Genomic DNA, 24334 nt, shown 5'->3' with positions numbered 1-24334 from the left:
CGGACGCTGGCGGACAGCGGGACGCGTACGCCGGTCGGGAACCATCGATCCGACGGAACTCCGGCGCCCGAGCTCGCGGAGGGGCGTCACCGCTGCGTCCCCTCAGCGGTGAGTTCGCACCGCACGTCCACCACGCCTTCGACGGTGCGCGCCAGCCGCTCCGCCACGGGGACGAGTGCGCCGTCGCTCACCTCACCGGTCAGGATGACGACGCCCGCCTCGACGCGCACCACGACCCGGTCGTGGGACAGGGGGAAGAGCCGGTCGACGACTTCGCCGCGGACCTCGGCGGCGAGATCCTCGTCCGGCCGGAGGAAGACCTTCAGCAGGTCGGACCGGCTCACAATGCCCTGGATCAGACCGTGTGGGCCGACGACCGGCAGCCGTTTGACGTGCCGTGTGGCCATCAGCCGCGCGGCTCGGGACAGCGAGGAATCGGGGTCGACGGTAACGGCCGGCGAGGTCATCAGGTCCTGGGCCCGGCCGGAACCCGCCTTCGCGACGGCGCCGGGTCTGCGCAGCTGCTCCACGAAGCCGAGGTGGCGATCGTGGAGTTCCTCCTTGAGAACCAGATCGGCCTCGGACACGACACCCACGACCCGGCCTTCCCCTTCGATCACGGGGAGCGCGGTCACCTTCCATCTGTTCATGGCAGTGACGATCTCCTTGAAGTCCGCACCGGGCCGGACGGCGACGACCTTCGTGGACATCACGTCCGCGACGGTGAACGGGGGACGGGCCATGGCGGTCTCCTTCGGCTGGCCGGGTACGCACCTGCCCGCATCCACCTTCACATCCGCACGGCGGCGCAGGACGGGCCCGAGGGGGTCGTTCCGGGGACCGATCGGCCCATGCGCGGTGTCCGGGCCCGGCGCCAGCCTGACGTTGACACCTGCGGGGCGATACCCGCTGACACCGGGAAGGCGGCTGTCATGAAGGCTCTCGTGTTCCAGGGAACGGGCCGCGTCCAGTGGCAGGACGTGCCGGACCCGGGCATCAGGGACTCGGCCGACGCGATCGTCCGTGTCGAGGCCGTCACCATCTGCGGCACGGACCTGCACATCGTCAAGGGGGACGTGCCCGAGGTCGAGCCCGGTCGCGTCCTCGGGCACGAGGCGGTGGGCACGGTGGTGGAGACCGGCCAGGACGTCCGGACCGTGGTGCCGGGCGAACGTGTCCTGATCTCCTGCATCTCCCCCTGCGGACGTTGCCGTTTCTGCCGTGAGTCCCGCTACGGGCAGTGCCTGGGCGGCGGAGGATGGGTGCTCGGCCACACCATCGACGGAACGCAGGCCGAGTACGCGAGAGTGCCCTTCGGCGACCTGTCCGTCCACCCGCTCCCGAACGCCGTCGACAGCTTCGACGCCGTGCTGCTGGCCGACGTCTTCCCCACCTCCTACGAGGTCGGCGTCCTCAACGGCGGTGTCCGGCCCGGAGACACGGTCGTGGTGGTCGGCGCCGGTCCCATAGGACTCGCCGCGATCACCACGGCACGCCTGTACAGTCCGGGGCGGATCGTGGTCGTCGACCTGGCGACGAACCGTCTCGAAGCCGCCCGTCGGCTGGGCGCGGACGCCACCGCCACCGCGGACGAGGAGCCCGAGCAACTCGTGGCCGACCTCACCGACGGCCTGGGCGCCGATGTGGTCATGGAGGCGGTGGGAGTCCCGGAGACCTTCGAGATGTGCACCCGGATGGCACGGCCCGGCGGCCGGATCGCCAATATCGGGGTCCACGGCAGCCCGGCGGCCCTGCATCTCGAAAGCTTGTGGATCAGGGACATCACCCTCACCACCGGGCTTGTGGACACGGTGTCCACCCCCGTCCTGCTCAGCATGATGGCGTCGGGTCGGCTCCCCACCGCGGAACTGGTGACCCACCGCTTCGAACTCGGGCAGATGGAGGAGGCGTACGACGTCTTCGGCCGCGCGGCGGAGACCGGCGCGGTCAAGGTCGCGCTCGGCAGCCCGCAGCACACGGTCGTCGAGGCCGCACAGCCGGTGGCGCGGGGATGAGCGGACACCGTCCCGGACGCCGACCGCCCCGGGGCGTCGTCCTCGACACCGACGGAGTGCTGCTCGCCTCCGCAGCCGTTCACGCGGCGGCGTGGAAGGTCGCGTTCGACGGATGCCTCGCCCGGTGGGCCTCCGGGGAACAGAGCTGGATGCCGTTCGACGCGGACGCCGACTACCGCCGCTTCGTGGACGGCAAGTCCCGGTACGACGGGGCGGAAGCGTTCCTGACCGCCCGAGGAATCCGCCTGCCGCCCGGGCGGGCGGACGCGTCCCCCGGCTGTGAAACGATTTGGGCGGTGGCGGCGCGCAAGGAGCGGGAGTACCGGAAAGCGGTGGGGGAGAAGCCGGTCGCACCCTTCGAGGACGTCGTGCCCGCGCTCACTGCCCTGCGCTCCCTCGGTGTGCCGTGCGCCGCGGTCTCCGCGTCCCGGCACGCCCGGCGGCTGCTCAGCACAGCCGGACTCGACCGGTTCCTGACCGTCGTCGTCGACGGCGCCGACGCCGCCGAACTCGGTCTTCCGGGCAAGCCCGACCCCGCACTGTTCCTGCGGGCCGCAGGGCTGCTCGGCACACGGCCCGGGGACGGCGCGGTCGTCGAGGACGCGCTCGCCGGGGTCTCGGCGGGCCATGACGGCCGCTTCGGGCTCGTCGTCGGCGTCGACCGCACCACGGACCGGCACCGCACCGCACCACTGCGGGAACACGGAGCCGACCTCGTCGTCGCCGACCTCACGGAACTCGTGACGGCCGTGTGGGGAGCGGACCCATGACCCCCGCGGCCAACTGGCGGTACGACGCGTATGATCCGGCCCGGGAGCGGTTGGTGGAGGCGCTCTGCACGCTCGGGAACGGCCGCTTCGCCGTCCGGGGTTCCACGCCCGAGTGCGTCGCCGACGCCGTGCACTATCCGGGCACCTACCTGGCGGGCTGCTACGACCGCCGTACGTCGTACGTCAGCGGTGAGCGCGTCGAGAACGAGGACCTCGTCAACCTGCCGAACTGGACGCTCCTGCGCTACCGCTGTCTCCCCGACGACCAGTCCCCTGGGGAGTGGCTCGGGCCCGACTCCGCCCAGCTGCGGCACTGTGACGTCCAGCTCGACCTGGAACGGGGCGTGCTCACCCGGCACCTCTTCTTCCAGGATGCCGAAGGGTGCGGTCTGCGCGTCAGCCACCTGCGGATCGTGCACATGGGGGACCCCGGGATCGCGGCCCAGCTCACCACGTTCCACGCGTACGGCTGGGCCGGGACGATCGAGGTCGAGTCGGTCCTGGACGGCGCCGTCCTCAACGCCGGGGTCGAGCGATACCGGGCCCTGGACGGCCGCCACCTCACCGGTCACCGAAGTGGGTTCGAACCGGACGGCGTCGCCTTCCTCTCCTGCCGCACGAGCGATCCGGGCCGTCTGATCGCCATGGCGGTCCGTACGGTGACCAGCCCTCGGTGCGGTGGCAGGTCGGTGACCACACCGACCGGAACGGTACAGACGTACCTTCTGCGTCTCGGGCGGAGCCGGTCGGCGACCGTGGTGAAGACCATGGCCCTGCACACGTCGCTGGACCGCCCGTCCGGCTCCCCTCTCGTGACGGCGGTGGAGGCAGCCGCGCGTGCCCCGGAGCTCCCCGTCCTGCTGGCCACCCACCACGCCGCCTGGCAACGCCTCTGGGCGGAGGGGGAACTGCATGTCCCGGGCGAGGCGGGCCGCATCCTGCGGCTGCACCTGTTCCACCTGCTCCAGACGGTCTCCCCGCACACGGCCGAACTCGACGTGGGAGTCCCGGCGAGGGGCCTGCACGGAGAGGCGTACCGGGGCCACGTCTTCTGGGACGAGCTTTTCGTCCTTCCCTACCTCGACCTCCACTTCCCCGAGGTGGCCAGGGCGCTGCTCATGTACCGCCACCGCCGACTCCCCGCCGCCCGGGAAGCGGCCCGCCGCACCGGCCGACAGGGCGCCATGTGCCCCTGGCAGAGCGGGAGTTCCGGAAAGGAGGAGACCCAGGAGCTCCACCTCAATCCGCGTTCGGGCCGGTGGCTGCCCGACCACTCCCGGCTCCAGCGCCACGTGGGCTCGGCCGTCGCGTACAACGTCTGGAAGTACGCGCAGGCCACCGGGGACCGTGGATTCCTGCATGCCGAAGGTGCCGAGATACTTCTGGAGATCGCCCGCTACTGGGCCTCCTCGGCGGAGTTCGACGCGCCGCTGGGCCGGTACCGCATCCGCGGGGTGGTGGGCCCCGACGAGTACCACGACGCATATCCGGGGTCGACGGAGCCGGGCATCGACGACAACACCTACACGAACGTGACGGCCGCGTGGGTCCTCGCGCGCGGCCTCGACCTGCTGGACGAACTGCCCGCCGCCCGGCGGGAGGAACTGTGCGAACGGCTCGCGCTCGACGCCACGGCCCTCGACCACTGGGCCGAGGTGTCACACCGCCTCCACGTGCCGTTCCACCGGGGCCTCGTGAGCCAGTTCGCGGGATACGGAGAGCTGGCGGAGCTCGACTGGGCGGCGTACCGAACCCGTTACGGTGACATCCGCCGACTCGACCGCATCCTGGAGGCCGAGGGCGACACCGTCAACCGCTACCAGGCGTCGAAGCAGGCCGACACCCTCATGCTCGGCTACCTCTTTCGGGCGAAGGAGCTGTCCGAGCTGTTCGCCCGGCTCGGATACCGGATGGACGACGAGATCTGGCGCGACACGGTCCACCACCACCTGAGGCGCACCAGCCACGGTTCGACCCTCAGCAGCCTGGTGCACGGCTGGGTCCTTGCCCGTTTGAAGGGCCCCGACGCCTGGCGGTACTGCGAGGAGGCGCTGATGGCGGATGTGGCCGACGTACAGGGCGGGACGACCGGCGAGGGAATCCACCTGGGAGCCATGGCCGGCACGATCGACCTGGTCGAACGCGGGATCACCGGGCTGGAGGCGGGACCGGGCGGACTGCTCGTGGCACCGGTGCCGTTGCGGGAGTTCCCTCGATTCGCCTTCACGCTCTGTTGCGGCGGGCACCGCGGGATACGTCTGCGTATGCTGCCGGGCCGTCTGGGGATACGGGTGCCCGCGGCATCGCTGGGGCCACTCGACATCGCCCTGCCCACAGGGCGGCGTACCGTCGCACCGGGGGAGGAACGGTGGTTCCGGTTGCGGGGCGGCGCGTCGTGAACCGCGGCGTTTCAGCGAGGCGTCCCGGATGGGCCGCAGCCAGGCAGCCAGGTCGCCACCTCCCTGAACGGTACTGGAACGAGACCCGAGAGGAACGAGACCCGAGAGGGGAGCACGCCATGAGCACAGCCGGACAGGCCAAAGGCATCGTCGTCGGAATCGATCCCGTCCGCACCGGGCCTCTCGCCCTGGCCTGGGCAACGGATGAGGCCCACCGGCGCAGACTGACCCTCCACCTCGTCGTCGCCGTGCCACCGCTGCGGGAAGCGCAGCTCGTCGACGACACCCCGCGGCATCGGGCGCAGACACGCGCGGGAAACGAGGCGTTGCGGACCGCGGCCGACTGGGCGCGTGCCCGGCACATGGATGTGAGAACCACATCCGATCTCCTTGACGGTGCCCCGGCACCCGTCATGTCCCACCTGTCGCGGCAGGCCGCCATGGTCGTGCTCGGTTCCCGCCACCTCAGCCGCACCGAGGAGTTTCTGAGCGCCGGTTCCCTGGTCGTTCCGGTCACCGCGCAGGCGCGGTGCCCCGTCGTGGTCGTCGGGGACGCGGAACACGGCACTCAGGATCCGCCGTACCTGGTCGTCGGTGTCGACGGCAGCGAGTCGTCCCGTTCCGCCCTGGCCTTCGCCTTCGAGGAGGCGGACCTCAGGCGCTGCGAACTGCGGGCCGTCGCGGTCTGGCAGCCTCCCGTGTTCTTCCGGCATCCGGAGGATACGTCGCTCCACGCGGAGCGCCGCCTGCTGGCGGAGACCACCGCTGGCTGGTCGGAGAGGTACCCCGACACCCGGATCACCCACGAAGTGCTCATCGGGTCGCCCGTCGAACTGCTCGCAGAGGCCTCCGAGCACGCTCTGGCTGTCGTGGTCGGGCGCCGGGGCCGAGGCGGCTATTCGGGGATGCGGCTCGGATCCGTCGTCCATGGACTGCTGCACCGGGCCCACTGCCCCGTAATCACGGTTCCGGGCCTCTGACGGCCGCGCGCCGACGAGGAACTGATGCTCATCCGGGCCGCCGAACCCCTGATTCACCGCCCCGCATCATCAATCCGGCCTCCGCGGCTTCAGGGGGCGTTGTAGGCAGCTCGGGGCAGGGAGCGGGTCACTGTCGTAGCCATGAACGGTGCCGAAGTGGTCGGAGGCGTTCGCCCGGTCCTGACGGGCCTGGGCGATGTCCTCGTGGGGCCGGTCGATGAAGTTCCACCACACCACGGCATCCGCGCGGGTTCGATGTCGGAGTCACCAGCCGGCGTGCCCGTCGCCGTGGTGGCCGGTGCCGCCTGCGCCGCCCTCGGACCAACCGCCGGGGTCCAAGCTGTGGCCAAGACCGTGGCCACCGGTGGTGAAGTCGGCGTAGAGGTCACTGAGCTCGCCGAGGAGTTGGCGGGTGAGGACGTCGGCGCCGGTGGTCAGTGCCGCAGCGACTTCCTCGTCGGCGACCGGGACCGCTCCGGCGGTTGAGGGGGTGAGACGGTGCGTTGTGGCGAGGGCGGCCATACGGCGGCGGTCGGTGATGCCGCGCAGTCCAGGGTAGGCGGCAGGGGCGAGGCCCGCGGCCTGGGCAAGCACGGCGAGGGTGAGGTCACGGTCAGCGGTGGTCTTGGCGGAACCGGAGCGGACCACGCTGTCGAGGCGGTTCAGCAGCGCCTGGCGGCGCGGCATGTCCACGGAAAGAATGTCGTTGCGGGTACGGCCGCTGGAATCGCGCCACCGACGGACACGGACCGCCTTCTGGTCCTCCAGTCGGGAGAGGTACTCGACGGTCAGGGATCGCGGTGTCCGGCGCAGCCAGTCCTTGAGGTCGGGCGGGGGAGTGGCCGCGCCGAGACCTTGCAGGACATTGCTCAGGCGACGGTCTTCGACGGGCCGGGCGTCCAACACCTCGATCCGTCGGCGCCCGACGGCGATCCGTCCCGCCAGGCACAGATCCGCCAACTCCGAGGACCGCAGGGCGTACCGAAGCCGATGGTCGCTCCGTATGCGTATGCGCTGTCTGCCTGGGACTATCGCGAGCAGGAGTAGCTCATCCCCCGTAGTCATGCCTGCAGGGTAGGCGCGGCGGTCCGCGGAAGGGAGAGCTCCCGCAGGATGCTCAGCGTGCCGCCTGTACCGGAGCGTCTGCCCCCGGGAGGCCAAGCCCGGACGCACAGGCAAGGGGATGCCCCAGTCCCACCGGGCCAGTTCAGGCAGTTGGAGTCCTTGTGCGAGTCGGTGGTTGCTGCCGTAGGTGTTCCACGTCTTGAGGGTCTCCTGGTCAGTGTTCATCGGTCCTGGGACAGGCGAAGGAGCTCGGCGAAGGTTCCGCCGGCGTGGACGAGGTCGTCGTACCGGCCCTGCTCGGTGATCCGGCCGTGCTCCATCACGATGATGTGGTCGGCGATCTTGGTGTTCTCCAGACGGTGGGTGACCACGATGGTGATGCGGTCGGCGGCGATGGCCTTGATCTGCTCGAAGATCTGGTGCTCACCGCGCGGGTCCATCTGGGACGTCGGCTCGTCCAGGATCAGCAGACCCGGGCGGCGGTACAGGGCCCTGGAGCAGGCGATGCGCTGCCACTGTCCGCCGGACAGTTCCGAGCCGCCGAAGACCTCGCGGGACAGCAGGGTGTTCAGGCCGGCGGGGAGGTCGTCGACGGCTTCGCGCAGGCCGACCGCGTCGATCGCCTCCCACACGGGGCCGTCGTCGTGGGTGCGGGGCTGGCCGAGGGTGACGTTCTCGCGGAGTGGCATCGGCCACTGGGCGAAGATCTGTGGCACCAGGCCGGTCTGCTGCCACACACTGGCGGGGTCCACCTCGGCCAGGTCGGTGCCATTCCAGGTGATCTTGCCCTTGTCGGCCAGGTAGATGCCGGTGAGCAGCCGGGTGAGCGTGGACTTGCCCGAGCCGTTCGCGCCGACGACGGCGAGGATCTGACCGCGTTCCAGGGTGAGGGAGACGCCGTCGACGGCGGGCTTGCCCTTGCCCGGGTACTGGTAGACGACCTCGTCGAGCCGGATCTGCTCGACCCGGTCGCCGGGGCCGCCCGGGCCACGCTGGGGAGTGCGGGCGGCGGCGTCGTCGAGGAATGCCTGCATGTCGCTCAGGTAGAGGCTGGTGTGGAAGACCGCGGCGCCGTTGACGACCACCTGGGAGAGTGCGGCGAGTGTGGTCTGCACGGCGATGACGGCCGTGGCCGCGACCGCCAGTTCGATCCGGCCCGATACTGCCAGCCACGCCAGCGTTCCCCAGGTCGCCACCAGGAAGACCCCGCCGGCGAGCGCGGACAGCACCGCGATCCGCAGGGTCCGCGGGGCGGCGGCCAGAGTGCGCCGGTCGCACCGGTCGGACAGGGCCCGGTACCAGTGGACGAGGTAATCGGTCATCGAGTTGGCGCGGACCTCGTCGCCGTATTTCGACGCGGTCGCCCACCAGCGCATCATTCCCCGCACGTTGCGGTCGGCGATGTTGGCGTAGTGGATCTCGTAGTCGACCCGGGCGGTCAGCACCGCCCCCACCCCGGCCGGTACCACCGCGAGCAGGAGCAACGGCAGCATCAACGGATTCAGCACCGACAACACCCCGGCGGCGGAGACCATCCGGATCAGCGCGGACAGGAACCGCTGGGCGTCGGTGACCATCACCTGGGTGCGCATCACTCCCATCTCGGCGGCCTCGTGCCGGTCGGAGAACCCCTCCTCCGCGTACGCGGACGCCTCCACCCTGCATACCGCCTCGACCAGCGCGCTGTCCGTCTCCGTCGTCAGCCGCGGAGTGATCCGCCGCTCCGCGTACGCGGCCACCGCCGCCGTGCCGCGGCCGAGTGCGGCCGCGAGCGCGACCACGACCAGGGCCGACACGGCTCCGTGCAGCCGGTCGCCGGCCGACCCGTCGCCGAGGACGGGCCTCATGGCCCGGGCGGTGGCGGCCAGCAGCACGGCGGCCGACATGCCGGTGACGGCCTGGCAGCCCAGCAGCAGCTGGACGGCGCGCCGGTCGGTCCGCCACGACAGGCGGGCGATCCGGGCCAGCACGGCCGGGATCTGCCCGCACATCCGTCGGAAGGACACCTCGGCGAGCGGGTTGACGGAGTACTGCCCGCTGTAGGTGATCTCCGCCGGTGGCGGCGGGGGAGGTGCGGTGGCTTGCTGTTCGTTGGCGGCGGCTGAGGTCAACGTGGTCTCCCTTGACGGTCGTCCAGCGTGGTCGGGAGGTTCAACGACCTGGTCGGGATATCGAACACATGTGTTTCGGTCGGTCCTGGAATCCCGGGATGGAGCGGGCGGCGGTGTGTGGAGGATGCATGGACCCAACTCCGACAACAGGTGTGCGCACACGGGGAGTTGGCCGAATCGCCGATGATGCTCTTCACGGACCGGGACGGGCGCGTTGGTCCGCGCCGGCTCGCGCCCGGCTTGTAGGGTGCGAGCCTCCCCGTACGCCACGGACCTTTCCAACCGGGGCCCCTGGCCACTCGTCCGGAGGCGGATGAGGGCATGAAGGTCATCCAGGTTTTCCCGAAGAAGATGACCTACGCCAACGGAACGCGGGTGAACCAGTGAGGGGAAGATGGTGATCATGACGGATTTCATCCGGGAGGGGCGGCTCTTCAGGGTCACCGGGTTCCTCCCCTCGCACCGGCAGCTCTTCCTGACCAGTCACGCCACGCTGGTGGACCGGACCACGACGCAGGTCGAGGTCTCTGTCGGGCATGTGGAACTGATGTTCCTCAAGCCCCTCTACCGGAACGGGCTCCACATCCGGCGGGCGACCTCCGACGAGTTCGGCGTGCTCAGCGAACGGCACGGCATTCCGGCGGAGGACGCCGCCTACACCTGGATGCTGGAGCGGGACGGCGACAGCTTCGTCGTCGGCGGCAACCCGAGCTGGCGGGAGGCGGAGTACGAGTTGATGGGTGAGTGGCAGTCGTTGTACGACCAGCCCTGGCCGCCGGAGTTCCCGGCGGAATCGGGGTACGTCGACTGACCGCCCGCCGACCGGAGCCACCCCTGCCCGGAACAGGGAGGCCGCCTGTCGACGAGAAGGGGGGCCGTCCCCAGTGAGATCCACTGGGGACGGCCCCCTCTCCGTGCCTACGGCGTCACTGAGGCGGGATCGGCTGGGTGAGGTTCACCGGGTTCCCGTCGGGGTCCTTGATGTGGGCGACGCGCTGTCCCCACGGCATGTCATTGGGGCCGCCGCTGACCGAGCCGCCCAGCGCCTCCACCCGGCCGAACGTCTCGTCGACGTCGTCGACACCGATGCTGAGCAGGATCCGCGGCACCGTCCCGGTCCCCGCGTCCTCCTTGGCCACCAGCCCGAGGTCGGTGTCGCCGATACGCAAGCCGATGTAGAAGGCCGGACCTTCCTCCGGTACCCGGAAGGTCTCCTCGGCGCCGAACAGTTCCGCATAGAAGCCGAGCAGAACGTCCTGGTCAGCGGTGAGGATCACTGGCTGGATGGTGGACATGGCACTCCTGTCGAGAACGGTCGTGTCGGCCGGGTAGACCGTTCGAGGACGGTGAACTCATCGGCACGTCCACCCCGCCGGACGATCCACAACACAGACTGCCGCCCACGGCCAGCACGAGCACCCCGAAACGAAGGCACGGTACCCCGCTGACCAGCCACTTCAAGATGGCGGAGCTTCAATCTTTGTGACGGCTCCAGCTGCGGAGGTGAGGGCCGCCCCAGGGCGACTGGGGCGGCCGAGGTCTGCGTGGGATGTGCCGGTCGGGGGGTGCGGCGAGGCTCCGGTCGCCGCACGTCCCGCCCATCGAATGTGCAGGTCAGCGCAGGCCGCGGGGCCTCAGGCGGGTGTTGGGGAGCTCGGGTGCGGGGAGGCGGTCGCCCGGGTAGCCGTGTACCTCGCCGAAGCGGTCGGAGGCGTTCGCCCAGTCCTGACGGGCCTGGGCGATGTCCTCGTGGGACCGGCCGATGAAGTTCCACCACATGACGATCTCCTCCTCGAACGGGGGACCGCCGAGCAGCACCAGCCGGGCCGGCTCTTCGGAGGTGTTGGTGAGTTCCAGCGCCTCGCGGCCGGGGCCGGCGTAGCCCATCTCCGCCCGGTCCACGGCGGTCCCGGCCAGGCGGACGGAGCCTTGGTCGACGAGGACGCCGTGCTCGAACGCGGGGTCCACGGCGAGGGTGAGGCTCGCGTGCGGGTCGAGGGCGATCTCGGCACCGAGCAGCGGGGTGAAGGTGCGTACGGGGGAGGTGTCGCCGCACAGGCTCCCGAGGAAGACCCGGACCAGGGCCCCGTCCACCCGGACCGGCTCGGGGGCGTAGTGCTGGAAGTCGCGTTCCGCGTGCCGGTGCTCCTCGGGGAGTGCCACCCAGAGCTGGACCCCGTGCAGGACGGTGGTGCGCGGGGTCGAGACCTCCGTATGGCTGATGCCGTGGCCGCCGGTCATCAGATTGAGCTCGCCGGGGCGTACGAAGGCGTGGCTGCCCAGGCTGTCGCGGTGCTCGATCTCACCGGTGAAGAGCCACGACACGGTCTGCAGCCCGGTGTGCGGGTGGGGTGCGACGTCCATGCCGCCGGTCGCGGCGACATCGTCGGGGCCGTAATGGTCGGCGAAGCACCAGGCGCCGATCAGGGAGCGGGACCGCTGGGGCAGGGTGCGCCGTACCGTCATCGCCCGCGGACCGCCCAGCGGGACGTCGCGGGCCGACAGCACCTCGACGCGGGGCTCCTCGCTCACCGAGGCCGCGCAGCGCACCTCGGCCGGTTCCGTCTCAGCGTTGCTCATCGTGGACCGCCCTCGGCTCCATTATTGTTGGATATTCAACTACCATGGTGGATCATAGAACACCATGGTCCGGGGCGCACCGCAAGCGTGCCCGGCCGCCCCGGTCAGAAGGAGACCAGAGTGAGCGCCACCACACCCGCGGACGGTCGACGGGTCTACGTCGACAAGCAGACCCCCAAGGCGTACCAGGCCCTGGTCCAGACCTCCGAGGCGGTCCGCGCGAGCGCCGCCGAAGCGGGGCTGGACCGGGTCCTGGTGGAGCTGGTCAACCTCCGGGTCTCCCAGCTCAACGGCTGCGCCTACTGCCTGGACGTCCACACCAGGGCGGCGCTGCGCGCGGGCGAGACCACCCAGCGCCTCGGAGTACTGGCCGCGTGGCGGGACACCGAGGTGTTCACGGCGCGGGAGCGCGCGGCCCTCGCCCTCGCGGAGGCCACCACCCACCCCGCGGACGCCGCCGCGCAGGAGACCGCCTACGCGGCGGCCCGCGAGGAGTTCGACGACACCGGGCTCTCCGCGATCGTCTGGGTGGCGATCACGATCAACGCCTTCAACCGGGTCTCCATCCTCAGCAAGCACCCGGTGCGCAGGGCGCCCGCGATCCCGGCACCGGGCCGCTGAGCGCCGCCCCGGCGCCGCAGGCATGTGTCGGACACCCTCTAGGAACCGCCCGGCCGCGCCCGCTCCAGCCAGGGGCCGAACTCGCTGTCCCGGACCAGCCGCCCGAGCTTGCGGTACTCCTGGAGCACCGCCGTGACGATCTGCTCCATACCGAGCGGTTCCCCCGACTCCGCCGCCAGGTAGGCGGCGGTCACCGCGCAGGCCCGGATCGACCCGCCCGCCAGCTGGAAACGCTCCGCGCAGAACTCCAGGTCGAGCCCGGCGCCGCGCGGGAGGGCCGGTCCGAGACAGCGGTCCCACAGGGCGAGCCGCTGAGCCGCGTCCGGCATCGGGAACTCCGCGATCACATCGAGGCGACGGGTGAACGCCTCGTCGAGATTGCCCCGCAGATTGGTCGTGAGCACCGCGATCCCGTCGAACGACTCCATCCGCTGCAGCAGATAGGCGGACTCCACATTGGCATGCCGGTCGTGCGCGTCCTTCACCTGCGAACGCTTCCCGAAGATGGCGTCCGCCTCGTCGAACAGCAGGATGCCGTTGACGTCCGACGCCTCGACGAAGATCCGTTCGAGGTTCTTCTCGGTCTCGCCGATGTACTTGTCGACCACCGTGGACAGATCGATCACATAGAGCTCCATGCCGAGCTCCGAAGCCAGCACCTCGGCGGACATCGTCTTGCCGGTGCCGGACTCGCCCGCGAACAACGCGATGATCCCGCGCCCCCGCCCGCCGCCCGGCCGCATCCGCCACTCCCCGAGGACCTGCTCCCGGTGGCGGGCGCGCAGCGCCAGCTCGGACAGTTCGCGCCGGGCCGTGTCGGGCAGGACGAGATCGTCCCAGCCGACCGCCGGTTCGATCCGGCGGGCGAGCCGTTCGAGCCCCGCCCCGTTCTGGGCCCGCACCGCCGCCCGCAGGTCCCGCACGTCCACCGCGCGTTCCTCCACCGCCGCCAGCCGGGCGGCGACCGAGGCGGCCCTGCGTACCTGCGCGGCGTCGAGCCGGTACGAGGAGGCGGCCCCCACCAGCGCTTCGACGTCCGGTCCGCCCCCGCCGGGAAGCCCGGTCGCCGCAGCGGCCCCGGCCAGCGCCCGGCGCCACCGGCGCGCCGACTCCTCGGGACCGGGGGACGGGACGGGAACGACGACGGGGCTCTCCTCCGCCCACAGCGGATCCCAGTGCTTCTTCCCGTACGCGACCAGCGGGACGCCGTCGAGCGCCCCGCACAGGCTCCCGAGCAGCCGGGCGCCCCCGGGCTGCTCCGGGGCCAGCGCCTCCAGCGGCCCGAGGACGACCCCGCCCCGGTCCAGCCGGGCCTCGGCCGCCAGGATCCGCACGGCCTCCGCCGGTTCGGGCAGGGCGGTGAGGGCGGCGATGTCGACGACCAGCGGGCGGCGCCCCGCGGCGACCAGCGCCTCGACGGCCACCCCGCCCGGGTCCCCGCCCCGGTCCAGCAGATGCACCAGGCCGCCGCCGGTGCCCAGGCCCGCCGCGACCCGCCGCACCAGCGGACCGTCGTGCGCCCCCGCGCCGGGGCCGGCCGCCCGGACCAGCCCGCGCAGCCTTCCGTCGACCACGTCGTCGCCGAGCAGATGGGCGGTGACCCGGTCCGGCACCCGCAGCACCCGGGAGAGCAGCGGCCGCTCCGGCTCCACCACCTCCACCAGCCCGCCCGCCACCAGCGGGGCGGACGGCGCGAACCGGAACCGGCCGCCGCCCGCGGCGGGCAGCCCGCACAGTTCGAGCGCCAGACCGATGGTGGGCCGACGCCGGGTCAGATCGTCGTTGAGATAGCCGTACAGCCGCTCGAACCGGCTGTCCACGTCCGGGGCCATCGCGACCAGCAGCAGATCGACGTCGAGCGGAAGCAGCCCGAAGGCGTCGGCCAGCCGGCCGAGGCGGCCGCCGGACGGGATCCCCGGACCGGGGCCGCCGCCGTACGGGGGGACCGGGGAGAACGCGTCGCGGGACTCGACGATCCGCGCCGCCGCCTCAGGAGTGAGGTACTGCCCCCGGAACGGGTCGTCCGGCTGCGGGTCGGCCGCCCGCCGGACCGCCACGGACTCCCTGACCCGCTGCTCGACGTGGACCAGCTGCTCCCAGAGGTCCGCGACGGCCGCCGCCGGGGCGTCGGCCGTCGCGTGGAGCGCCTCCTCCGTACTCCGTGCCGTGGTCATCGGGCGGCGCCCCCTCGGCGGCGCCGGCCCGGCGGCAGCTGCCGCTCGCGCTCCGCGGCGAAACCGCGCTCGCCGGGGTCGGAGACACCGTCGTAGCGCAACCGGCGCCCCGGGCTCGCCTCCCCGCCGTCCCGGGCCGCGGCGGTCCGTACCACCAGCCCCTCGGTGACCGGCGGACCGGCCTGGGTCCGCTCCCCGGCCAGCGGCGCCCACACCCGCAGGTCGATCGCGGCCTTGAGCTCACCGCCGAGTGCGGACCACACGTCCGAGGCGGACGGCCCGTCGAACCCGGGGCCCGCCGCCTCGATCTCCACCGACAGGCCCAGCTCGGCCAGGCTGCCCGTCCGCATCCGGTCGGGCAGTACGTCGGACCGTACGAGACAGCGCAACACCTCGGAGAGCAGGCGGTGTTCGTCCTGCGGATGGTTGGTCCAGGCGGTCACCAGATAGGTCAGCTCGAACCAGCGAGGCGGGGTCCGCCAGCCGACGACCATGCCCTCGTCGTCGTGTTCTTCGGCGGTTCCGGTGCGGCGCCGGGTCGCGTCCTCCCGGATCCGGTGCAGGAAGACACTGATCGTGGGCGCGTTGCGCCGGGCCGACCACTCCTTCGTCGGCGCGTCGAAGACCAGGTCGACACCGCTCTCCTGGAGCCCGGAGTCGATCAGCAGCAGCCGCAGTCCCTCGTCCACTTCGTGGATCATCGACGCCCCACCTCGTCCGGCGGGACGATGGTCCCCGCGACCACCAGGAAGTCCACGGGAGCCGCCTTGAACCCCGGCCCGGTCGCGGTGATCGTGCGCGGTCCGGTCTCGTCCTTCGCCAGGATCAGCAGCTGCGCGATGAACGTGCCGTCGCGGCGCGGAAGAGTCGGCACCGCGGCGGCCGTGATCCCCGGCTTCCACGTCAGCTTCACCGGCGCGCCGGGCGGGAAGTCCTTGCCCCGTACGGAGGTGACGAATCCCGGCTTGCCGACCTCGGGCACCGTGATGATCCGGGGCTGGAGGATGCGCAGTTTCTGCCGGGACACGTTGTCGCTCCGGTCCGCGTCGGTTCCGGTGGTGGTCAGCGTCCCGGTGATCGTCGCGGTCAGCGCCCGGTCGGGCTTGAGCACGACCCGGACGACCGTGGAGGCGCCCGGCGCCAGATCGGGCAGCGCGCACGTGCCCCGCGCGCAGCCGGCCGGGAGCGGGCCCGCCGGGATGCTGCCGGGCAGCCCGAGCTTCAGCCGCAACCCGGTGGCCAGGGCGTTTCGCCCGTTGCGCACGGTGTACGTCACCACGACCCGGCCGCCCACGTATCCGGGATTCGGCCGGGCCTTCACGGTGACGCCCGGTCCGGCCTTCGGCGCGGGCGGCTCGGGGGCCGGGGGCCTGGGCTTCGAGGGGGTCGGGGAGGGCGTGGGCGCGGGGGCCTCCGTGACCGGGACGGTCGTCGCGCTGGCGTTGTCCGTGGGGTTCGGGTCCACCACGGAACCGGCGACCGACCAGCCGATCCGCTGGTCTCCCGCCGTCACCCCGGTCAGCCGGGCGGTGACCGTCACGCTCTGACCGGGTCGCAGCGCCCCCAGCGCGCACTGGGGCGATCCGGCGGCACAGGAACCGACCGGGGTGGTGAGCTCCTCCAGGCGCACCCCGGCCGGAGCGTCGAGGGTGAGCACCGTGCCGGGCGAGACGGCGGGGCCCCGGTTGGTGACGGTGACCGTCGTCTCACCGGTGGAGCCGGTCTCGATCGAGGGGACGGTGGGCGGCGCGGTCAGGGACAGGTCGACGGACTTCTGGAAGGCGGGCTCCTTCTGCCGTCCCGCGAGCGCCCCGCCGAGCGGCGTGAGGGCGCCCGAGGCCAGGTCCAGGATGGAGAGCTGTTCCGGGGAGTTGGCGTCGGCCTCGCGGCGCGAACTCAGCACGACGCGTTCGCCGTCCGGCGACCAGGCCACGTCACGGGGCTGGAAGGGGCCGTACGACGGGGGCTCCGGAATGTCCTGGCGGCAGGCGTCGGGGTCGTTCCGCCGGGTGTCGGGGAGCACGACCCGGCAGGTGCCGCCGTTCAGCGACGTGATGATGACGCCGGTGCGACCGCTGTCCTGGTCGTTGCCGCCGTCCTTGCGGTTGAAGGCGATGCTGGTGCCGTCCGGGGAGAAGGCGGGGCTGTCGTCGAGCTTCTTGCACTCGCCGGGGCAGATCTTGGCGCTGAGGTCGCTCTGCCGGCCGAGCGCGTCCACCGGCGCGGTCCAGATGTGCTTGATGCCGCCCAGGCCCCGGATCTCGTGATTGCGGGTGAAGGCGAGCGTCTTGCCGTCCGGCGACCAGGCCGGCTGGGCGTCCTGCCCCGTCAGCTCACCGGCCGGCGGCACGACCCGGCCGATGATCGCGCCCGTCGCGACATCCGCGATCAGGACGCTGCTCGGTCCCGCGTTCCCACCGGTCCCGCCGGGCGAGACCCTGGCGAACGCGAGCTTGGTGCCGTCCGGGGAGAACGCGGGGTCGGTGTCCCAGTCACCGGGGGCGCGCCCGGCGAGCGGCAGCGGGGCCGCGTTGGCGCCGTCGGCGTCCACCAGGAAGATCTGCTCGCCGCGGGCCCGCTTGGCGCCCTCGAACCGGGTCACGACGATGCGGCGGCCGTCCGGGGTGTAGCTCTGCCGCTCGCTCCACGGGTCGAAGTCCGCCTTCGGGTTGAACAGGAGCTTCGCGTTGCCGACGGCATCGGGGTCCTCGTGCAGGATCGGGACTCCGAGGTCCCGGGGGTCCGATCCGTCCTGCCGGACGTCCTGGAGCGTCGCGACGACCGAATTGTCGTCGTTGTCGTTGCCCGGCCTGCGGGACGTCTGCCGGGAGACGATGGCGGTCCCGCCGTCCAACGGGCCCGTCCAGGTGGGTGAGTCGACCTTGCGGTTCTCGTCCAGCTCGGTCCTCGGCACGGCCCCGTCGAAGGCGGTTCCCCGGTAGACACGTTCGTACTGGCACGTGCAGTCGCGGCCGAGGTAGAGCAGACCCGATCCGTCCGACAGCCAGGCGGCCGAGCGGGTGCGCCAGGTCGCCAGTCCGCCGCCCAGCAGCGCGCGGTCGGTGCCGGGACGCCCCTCGGTCACCCACAGCCTCGGGTCGTCCTCCTTGGGGGAGGGGTTGAGGGTGTACGCGATCTGGTCGCGGTGGGCATCGTCGTCCACCGGGTTCCACGCCGGTTCAGTCGCGCTGCCGGTCGCATTGCTGACGACCTTCGCCGGTCCACCGGACACGGCCTGCTCGTAGATGATCCCGGCGCCGCCGGTGCCGGAGTCGCAGGAGAACGCGACGCGGGTGCCGTCGGGGGAGAAGGTCGGGGAGGTCTCGTTGTTCGGGGTGTCGGTCAGCCGCCGCAGTCCGTCGCCGTCGACCCCGATGACCCACAGGTCGCGCTGGACCTTTCCGTCCGCGCCCCGTTCCGCGGAGTCGAACACCACGGTCAGCCCGTCGGGGGAGAGTTCGGGGTGTGCCGCGTCCCGGTCGCTGGTGAGCTTGAGTACCGTTCCGTCCGCCTCGCGCACGTAGACCTGGGGCCGCACGCTGTCGCGCAGGCTGGTGAAGACCATCCGGTCACCGCGTACGAACGGGTCCTGGTCGTAGTGGGTCGGCCCCTCCCCGAACAGCGGGTCGGAGTTGTCCTTCCCGGTGACCCGGCCGATGCTGCGGTGCTCGGTCCCGGCGTAGGTGATGCGTCCGGCGTCGACCGGCTTCTCGTCCGCCGCGGCGGCCAGCCGCGGCGCACCCTGCGGGGCGGACGCGGAGCCCGCCACCAGCAGCGGGGCCAACAGCATCACAGCGCCCACCAGTCGGCCCAGCCTGGTCTGTCCCGCAGGGCCAGCAGTGCCGGTCACGGCCCACCTCACAGTCTCTCGATGACTCTCCAAGCACAGCATCGTGGCTGCGCCGGGCGGGGGACAGGTCCCAAGTACCCGGACCGGGGGAAGCGACGGTTGCCCTTTGCGGCGCCCCGCGGCCCGTCCGGCCCGGGACCGTACGGACCGGCACGGCCGCGTACGGACCGGCGGGCCTCCGCGGGGGAGGCCCGCCGGCGGGCTCAGATCAGCCCGTGGCGCATGGTGTAGCCGACGGCGTGGGCCCGGTTGCGCAGTTCGAGCCGGGTCACCACCTCGTGCAGCACGTTCTTGACGGTGCGTTCGGAGTACGAGGTCTTCTGCGCGATCTCGGCGGTGCCGTAACCCTCCGAGACCAGTCTGATCATCTCGGCCTCCCGCGTCGTGAGGGTGGAGAGGGAGAGCCCGCGGGGGTCGAGGACGGTGCGCTGGAGGCTGCTGACGTGGTCGAGGAGCTTTCCGAGCAGGTCGCCCGGGAGCACACCCTCGCCGTTCGCCATCGCCGTCACCAGGTGCACCAGGCTGTTCTGATCGGCCTCCGCCCGCCGCAGCACGGCGGCGACACCGCACTCGATCATGGTCTGGAGGGCGCCCGACTCGAAGAATCCGACGACGAGTCCGGTGCGGGTCACGGTGTTGCGCTGGAGGCGCTGGAGCAGTTGGATGGTGCGTTCGTCCACCATGTCCACCACCACCAGGGAGACCTGGGCGCGGTCCGCCTCTGCCTCGTCCACAAGCTCTATCTCCGGGCGGGGGCGTATCTGGTGGACCACACCGGTCCGCAGGATCAGATCCTCCGCGTACACGGCCACCGAGACCCGGTCCCCGGGGGTCGTCCGGGTGCCGGTCGCGGCGGCGCGTTCCGCCGCGGTGGGCCTGCGGTAACGGCCGCGGTCCGCCGCCCCGTTCATCGTCTCTGCTGTGATCGTCATGTCGTTTGCGTGCCTGTCTTCCTCGGATGTTCCGTTCGGTACCCCTGTTGCCGCGCTCGGCCGCACCGGGTCCGGCATGGCGAACGGGCCCGCGGGAGGGTCGGCGGGACACCGGTCCGGTGGGCCCCCGGGGCACCACCCCTGCCCGATCGTTGCCCTCGCGTCTCTGCTGCCGGGCCCCGGTCGCGGCCTAACGTCGCATCGTGACCACATCTGCCGAACTCGAAACAACCACGCTGACGGTGTCGCCCGGCGCCGAAGCGACGACCACACTGACCGTGCGCAACGACGGCGACATCGTCGAGGCGTACACGCTCGAAGTGGTCGGTGACTGCGCCGCGTGGAGCACCGTCGAGCCGGCGAGGGTCTCCCTCTACCCCGGTACCTCCGAAGTGGTGACCGTACGGCTGACGCCGCCCCGGTCCCACGAAGTCCGCGCCGGTGAAATCCCCCTGGGCGTACGGGTACTGCCCGCGGAGCGCCCCGAGTCGGTGGCCGTGCCCGAGGCCACGGTGGTCGTCGAGCCCTTCCACGAGCTGCGGGCGGACCTCGATCCGCGCAGGCGCTCCGGCTGGCTCGGCGCACGCTTCCGGACCGCGGTGCAGAACCGGGGGAACACCGCGGTCGACGTGGCACTGACCGGGAGGCAGGAGGGGGAGGAGCTGAAGCTCGCCTTCACCCCGGCCGAACAGCGCCTGGAACCGGGCGAGTCCGCCGAGGTGGGGCTGAAGGTCAGGACCCGGAAGCTGATCTGGTTCGGCAAGCCCGTCGCCTGGCCGTTCGAGATCGAGGCCGCCGAGCCCGTCCAGGACGGTGCCGCCGAGGCGGAGCCCGGCCGGAGCGAGAAGGTGGCCGGGGAGTTCTCCCAGATCCCGGTGCTGCCCCGGTGGTTGCTGATCGTGCTGGCCGCGCTGCTGGCGCTGTTGCTGGCCTGGTTCGCGCTGGTCCGCCCCGCGATCAAGAGCAGCGCGGAACAGGCGGTCGCGAAGGCCGCGCAGGAGAAGACGCCGCCCGGCGGGAAGCAGGACTCCGCGGCAGGCGGCACGGGCGACCAGGGGAACGGCCAGAACAAGGGGGACGGCAAGGGCCAGGGCAACTCGTCCGGCGGTTCCGGAGGTTCGGGCGGATCGGGTTCGGGCGGCGGGAACGGCAACCCCGAGCAGATCTCGGCGACGATCGACGTGCAGACCAAGGCCGGGGGCGAGAACAAGGGGACGTACCCGGTCGACCCGGGCAAGGTCTTCGGGGTCACCGACATCGTCGTGGCCAACTTCCAGGGCGACGAAGGGGTGCTGACGATCTACTTCGGCGACCGGAAGATCACCACCATCGCGCTGGAGACCTTCCGCAACCAGGACTACCACTGGGTCACCCCCATCGAGATCCAGGAGAACGAGAAGGTCACCGCGTCCGTGACCTGCGCCAAGCCGGGCACGCCCGCGACCGGAACCCAGGCTTCCGGGTGCCACCAGGTGCTGAATGTCAGCGGTGAGCTGAAAGACGTCGCCCGGTAGAAACGGAACGTCGGCCCCCCGGCTTTCCCGCAGTGTGATGAGAACAGCAGAAAACCCCGTCGAGTGAAACCCGGCTGGTCGGGCATGTGGCAGTTTCTTTCGCCCGGTCAGATGGGAGGTCTGGACCTCTCGGTTGCATTCCGGCGCCCGGATGGCGTGGGACTTTCGGTCCCCGACCCTCCCGGTAGTGCCGGGAAGGCTGGGTGGGACGGCCGCCTGCCTGCCGAGGTCGTGGTTTCCGAATGGTCGGTCGGGGGTTTCGGCGCGCTCTGAAATATGGCTGGTTTACGTCTGTCCGGCTATGGGGCGGGGGTGTTGCGCGAGTCGGCGGGGGAACCGCGGGAATCGCTGGCGGGGTGGGGTGCGGCGTGAATCGCGCTAGCAGAACGTTCGGCAATTCAGCGGGTGAACACGCCGGTGACGGCGGAGAAAGTCCTGCTGAAATGAGTTGTACATCTGGCCGTCATAAAGACGGCCCGTGAAATGTGGCGTACGCCACGAACGGTCCGCGAGGGGAAACGAATCCCGCCGCGCGGGTGCCCGGGAAGGCAGCGGACTTGCCCCGTGCCCAGGACCTTGGGACCTACTGTCCGCCATGGCCGCCGGGGAAGACTCGGCGACGAACGAACGACCACGCGAAGGAGCGAGCATGCCGTCGTACCTCACCCCCGGTGTTTACGTGGAGGAGGTGCAGTCCGGAGCGCGGCCCATCGAGGGAGTCGGCACCGCGGTCGCAGCCTTCGTCGGTTTCGCGGAGTCCGGCCCCTTCCACCAGCCGACGCTGGTGACCAACTGGGACCAGTACGTCCAGACCTTCGGCACCTTCACCCCCGACACGTATCTGACCCCCGCGGTCTACGGCTACTTCGCCAACGGCGGTGGCGCGGCCTACATCGTGCGCATCGGCGGCCCGGCCGAGGGCGCCGAGGGTACGGAGCAGGGCCGGGCGGCGGAGGCGGCTCCGGCCACCGTCCTCGGCGGCTTCCAGGTGTCCGCACGGCCCGGCGCGAGCGGGGAACTCTCCGTGGAGGTGGCCGACGCCGAGGGCGAGAACCCCCCGGAGGACCGGTTCCGGCTCCTGGTCCGGCAGGCCGGCAAGGTCGTGGAGACCTTCGAGGCGTCCAGCCGCAAGAACGTCAAGGGCTACCTGGTCACCCAGGCCCGCCAGTCCAAGCTCATCCAGGTCACCGAGCAGCCCGGCGCCACCCCGGCCCGCCCGGAGAACCAGACCCTCGCCCTCGCCCCGGCCGCCGCGCCGGGCGCCGGGGTCGCCCGGCTCGACCCGGCCGAGTACGTCGGCGACGCCACCGCCCGTACCGGGTTCGCCGGCCTCGAAGCGATCGACGAGATCACCATGGTCGCCGTCCCGGACCTGATGAGCGCCTACCAGCGCGGCGACATCGACGCCGACGGCGTCAAGGCCGTGCAGCTGGCGGTGATCTCGCACTGCGAGCAGATGGGCGACCGGGTCGCGGTCCTGGACACCCCGCCCGGCATGAACGCCCAGCGCGTCCGCACCTGGCGCAACGACGACGCCGGATACGACTCGCGCTACGCGACCGTGTACTACCCGTGGGTCAAGGTCTTCGACCCGGCGACCGGTCAGAACACCCTGGTACCGCCGAGCGGCCACGTCGCCGGTGTCTGGGCGCGCAGCGACGGCGAGCGCGGCGTGCACAAGGCCCCCGCCAACGAGGTCATCCGCGGCGCGCTGGACCTGGAGGTCCGCCTCAGCAAGGGCGAGCAGGACCTGCTCAACCCGATCGGCGTCAACTGCGTGCGGGCCTTCCCCGGGCGCGGCATCCGGATCTGGGGCGCGCGCACCCTCTCCTCCGACCCGGCCTGGCGCTACCTCAACGTGCGCCGCCTCTTCAACTACCTGGAGGAGTCCATCCTCCTGGGCACCCAGTGGGTGGTGTTCGAGCCGAACGACGACCGCCTCTGGTCGAGCATCCGGCGCAACGTCACGGCGTTCCTCACCGAGGAGTGGCGCCGGGGCGCCCTCTTCGGCCGCACGGCCGAGGAGGCGTTCTACGTCAAGTGCGACCGTGACAACAACCCGCAGGAGTCGATCGACCTCGGTCAGGTCGTCTGCGAGATCGGCGTCGCCCCGGTGAAGCCCGCGGAGTTCGTGGTCTTCCGCCTCGCGCAGTTCTCCGACAGCACGAGCCTCGTCAACGAGTGACCCGGCAGGGTCCGCAAGAACGGAACAGGTGACACAGAGTCATGGCAGAGGGCGATGCTCTTTCCACTCACGTCTTCGGCGTGCAGCTCGGCGGCTATCTCGTCGAGTCGATCCAGGAGATCAGCGGCCTGACGGTCGAGGAGGAGGTCGTCGAGGTCCGTCAGGTGACCTCCGACGGCAAGCAGATCATCCGCAAGCAGCCCGGTGCGCGCCAGGCGGGCGAGGTGACCATCACCCGCGGGCTCGACAAGAGCAGCGAGTTCACCAAGTGGATCAAGGAAACGCTCAACAACGGGGCGGTCGACACCGCTCGCCAGAACCTCACCATCGAGATCAAGGACTCGAAGGGTGACACGGTCCGGCGCATCCAGCTCATGCAGGGCTGGGCCAGCAAGTGGGAGGGGCCCTCGCTGAAGGCCGGCGAGTCCAGCCCCGCCACCGAGTCGGTGACCATCACCTTCGAGGAGATCGTGGTCGAATGAGGCGACGGACCGTTACGTCGGGCGGGCTCGAAGAAGTCCTCGACAGCCTCGCCTCGGCCACGTCCGCCGCGCGGGAGGAGGCGCCGGCCCAGACGCCCGCGCCTCCCGCCGCCCGGAACCAGCCGGACCTGCGTACGGAGTTCGAGTTCGAGCTCCCGCGCGGATACGTCGACGACGACGGCCAGGTCCACCGGACCGGCTCCATGCGGCTGGCGACGGCCCGCGACGAACTGCGCCCGCAGATCGATCTGCGGGTGAAGGAGAACCCGGCGTACCTGAGCGTGGTGCTGCTGAGCCAGGTGATCACCCGGCTCGGCACCATCACCGACGTGCACGCAGGGGTCGTCGAGCGGATGTACGCCACGGACGTGGCGTTCCTCCAGGACTTCTACCGCCGCATCAACAGCGAGGGCCACACCCACGCGGCGGTGACCTGTCCGCTCTGCCAGGGGTCGTTCGAGGTGGACCTCTCGGGTGGGCGCCTGGGGGAATCGTGACGTACGCCCTTCCCCGCCTGCGGGAGGAGATCGCGTACATCGCCTACCACTTCCACTGGCAGCGAGAGGACATTCTCGACCTCACCCACGGTGAGCGTCAGGAATGGGTGCGGGAGATAGCGCGGATCAACACCCGCGTCAACGAAGGCGGGTGATCGT

20 protein-coding genes are annotated in these 24334 nt (G+C 71.3%); 11 read left to right on the top strand and 9 right to left on the bottom strand.

The annotated features are described in order from the left end of the window. Positions 1-86: 86 nt before the first annotated feature. Entirely contained in the window at positions 87-743 is a 657-nt protein-coding gene (locus ACWC97_RS00325; protein ID WP_450646477.1) for a CBS domain-containing protein, read from the bottom strand. A gap of 189 nt (positions 744-932) precedes the next feature. Here ACWC97_RS00325 and ACWC97_RS00320 point away from each other — a divergent pair, with 189 nt between their 5' ends. From ACWC97_RS00320 to ACWC97_RS00305, 4 genes are all read left to right on the top strand, one after another. After that, a complete protein-coding gene (locus ACWC97_RS00320) occupies positions 933-2015 on the top strand; it encodes a zinc-dependent alcohol dehydrogenase family protein (RefSeq protein ID WP_450646476.1) in 1083 nt (360 codons plus the stop codon). Further along, positions 2012-2785, top strand: coding sequence for an HAD family hydrolase (locus tag ACWC97_RS00315; protein ID WP_450646474.1), 774 nt, complete (start codon positions 2012-2014; stop codon positions 2783-2785). The genes ACWC97_RS00320 and ACWC97_RS00315 overlap by 4 nt, the downstream gene beginning before the upstream one ends. Then, positions 2782-5184, top strand: coding sequence for a glycoside hydrolase family 65 protein (locus tag ACWC97_RS00310; RefSeq protein ID WP_450646472.1), 2403 nt, complete (start codon positions 2782-2784; stop codon positions 5182-5184). The genes ACWC97_RS00315 and ACWC97_RS00310 overlap by 4 nt, the downstream gene beginning before the upstream one ends. Positions 5185-5303: 119 nt before the next feature. After that, positions 5304-6164, top strand: a complete 861-nt coding sequence (locus ACWC97_RS00305; RefSeq protein ID WP_450646470.1) for a universal stress protein — start codon at positions 5304-5306, stop codon at positions 6162-6164. A gap of 264 nt (positions 6165-6428) precedes the next feature. Here the strand turns inward: ACWC97_RS00305 and ACWC97_RS00300 are convergent, their stop codons facing one another. Together ACWC97_RS00300 and ACWC97_RS00295 are read right to left on the bottom strand one after the other, a co-directional pair. Then, positions 6429-7229, bottom strand: a complete 801-nt coding sequence (locus ACWC97_RS00300; protein ID WP_450646468.1) for a GOLPH3/VPS74 family protein — start codon at positions 7227-7229, stop codon at positions 6429-6431. Positions 7230-7450: 221 nt separating this feature from the next. Further along, positions 7451-9340: an ATP-binding cassette domain-containing protein gene (locus ACWC97_RS00295; RefSeq protein WP_450646466.1), complete on the bottom strand. Its 1890-nt coding sequence runs from the start codon at positions 9338-9340 to the stop codon at positions 7451-7453. A 403-nt stretch (positions 9341-9743) separates the two neighbouring features. Here ACWC97_RS00295 and ACWC97_RS00290 point away from each other — a divergent pair, with 403 nt between their 5' ends. Continuing rightward, positions 9744-10151 carry an SANT/Myb-like DNA-binding domain-containing protein gene (locus tag ACWC97_RS00290; RefSeq protein ID WP_352276760.1) on the top strand — a complete coding sequence of 136 codons (408 nt, stop codon included), beginning with the start codon at positions 9744-9746 and terminating at the stop codon, positions 10149-10151. A gap of 115 nt (positions 10152-10266) precedes the next feature. Here ACWC97_RS00290 and ACWC97_RS00285 read toward each other — a convergent pair whose 3' ends face one another. Further along, complete coding sequence (locus tag ACWC97_RS00285; RefSeq protein WP_450646463.1) at positions 10267-10635, bottom strand: VOC family protein; 369 nt, start codon at positions 10633-10635, stop codon at positions 10267-10269. A 319-nt stretch (positions 10636-10954) separates the two neighbouring features. Next, positions 10955-11920, bottom strand: a complete 966-nt coding sequence (locus ACWC97_RS00280) for a pirin family protein (RefSeq protein ID WP_352276762.1) — start codon at positions 11918-11920, stop codon at positions 10955-10957. Between the two features lie 120 nt (positions 11921-12040). Here ACWC97_RS00280 and ACWC97_RS00275 point away from each other — a divergent pair, with 120 nt between their 5' ends. Further along, positions 12041-12541 carry a carboxymuconolactone decarboxylase family protein gene (locus tag ACWC97_RS00275; RefSeq protein WP_450646461.1) on the top strand — a complete coding sequence of 167 codons (501 nt, stop codon included), beginning with the start codon at positions 12041-12043 and terminating at the stop codon, positions 12539-12541. Positions 12542-12579: 38 nt separating this feature from the next. Here the strand turns inward: ACWC97_RS00275 and ACWC97_RS00270 are convergent, their stop codons facing one another. The 4 genes from ACWC97_RS00270 to ACWC97_RS00255 all read right to left on the bottom strand — a co-directional run bounded on the left by ACWC97_RS00270 (position 12580) and on the right by ACWC97_RS00255 (position 19497). After that, on the bottom strand, positions 12580-14715 hold the full coding sequence (locus ACWC97_RS00270) for an ATP-binding protein (RefSeq protein ID WP_450646460.1): 2136 nt from the start codon (positions 14713-14715) through the stop codon (positions 12580-12582). Then, positions 14712-15416: a DUF4255 domain-containing protein gene (locus ACWC97_RS00265; RefSeq protein ID WP_352276768.1), complete on the bottom strand. Its 705-nt coding sequence runs from the start codon at positions 15414-15416 to the stop codon at positions 14712-14714. The genes ACWC97_RS00270 and ACWC97_RS00265 overlap by 4 nt, the downstream gene beginning before the upstream one ends. Next, positions 15413-18505 carry a hypothetical protein gene (locus ACWC97_RS00260; protein WP_450647440.1) on the bottom strand — a complete coding sequence of 1031 codons (3093 nt, stop codon included), beginning with the start codon at positions 18503-18505 and terminating at the stop codon, positions 15413-15415. Before ACWC97_RS00260 ends, ACWC97_RS00265 begins: the two co-directional genes overlap by 4 nt. A gap of 263 nt (positions 18506-18768) precedes the next feature. Beyond that, entirely contained in the window at positions 18769-19497 is a 729-nt protein-coding gene (locus ACWC97_RS00255; RefSeq protein WP_352276770.1) for a helix-turn-helix transcriptional regulator, read from the bottom strand. A 203-nt stretch (positions 19498-19700) separates the two neighbouring features. On the opposite strand from ACWC97_RS00255, the gene ACWC97_RS00250 reads away from it, so the two are divergent. The 5 genes from ACWC97_RS00250 (at position 19701) to ACWC97_RS00230 (ending at position 24330) form a co-directional block, all read left to right on the top strand. Continuing rightward, on the top strand, positions 19701-21011 hold the full coding sequence (locus ACWC97_RS00250) for a COG1470 family protein (RefSeq protein ID WP_352276772.1): 1311 nt from the start codon (positions 19701-19703) through the stop codon (positions 21009-21011). A 649-nt stretch (positions 21012-21660) separates the two neighbouring features. Then, a complete protein-coding gene (locus tag ACWC97_RS00245; RefSeq protein ID WP_352276773.1) occupies positions 21661-23196 on the top strand; it encodes a phage tail sheath family protein in 1536 nt (511 codons plus the stop codon). 41 nt (positions 23197-23237) lie between these two features. Further along, positions 23238-23678: a phage tail protein gene (locus ACWC97_RS00240; RefSeq protein WP_352276775.1), complete on the top strand. Its 441-nt coding sequence runs from the start codon at positions 23238-23240 to the stop codon at positions 23676-23678. Then, a complete protein-coding gene (locus ACWC97_RS00235; protein WP_352276777.1) occupies positions 23675-24175 on the top strand; it encodes a hypothetical protein in 501 nt (166 codons plus the stop codon). The genes ACWC97_RS00240 and ACWC97_RS00235 overlap by 4 nt, the downstream gene beginning before the upstream one ends. Then, positions 24172-24330, top strand: a complete 159-nt coding sequence (locus tag ACWC97_RS00230) for a DUF6760 family protein (protein WP_352276778.1) — start codon at positions 24172-24174, stop codon at positions 24328-24330. Before ACWC97_RS00235 ends, ACWC97_RS00230 begins: the two co-directional genes overlap by 4 nt. Positions 24331-24334: the final 4 nt, after the last annotated feature.

This window comes from Streptomyces sp. NPDC001108 (assembly GCF_053598535.1).
The sequence above is the reverse complement of the archived record's forward strand: the minus strand, read 5'-3'. Positions and strand labels throughout refer to the sequence as shown.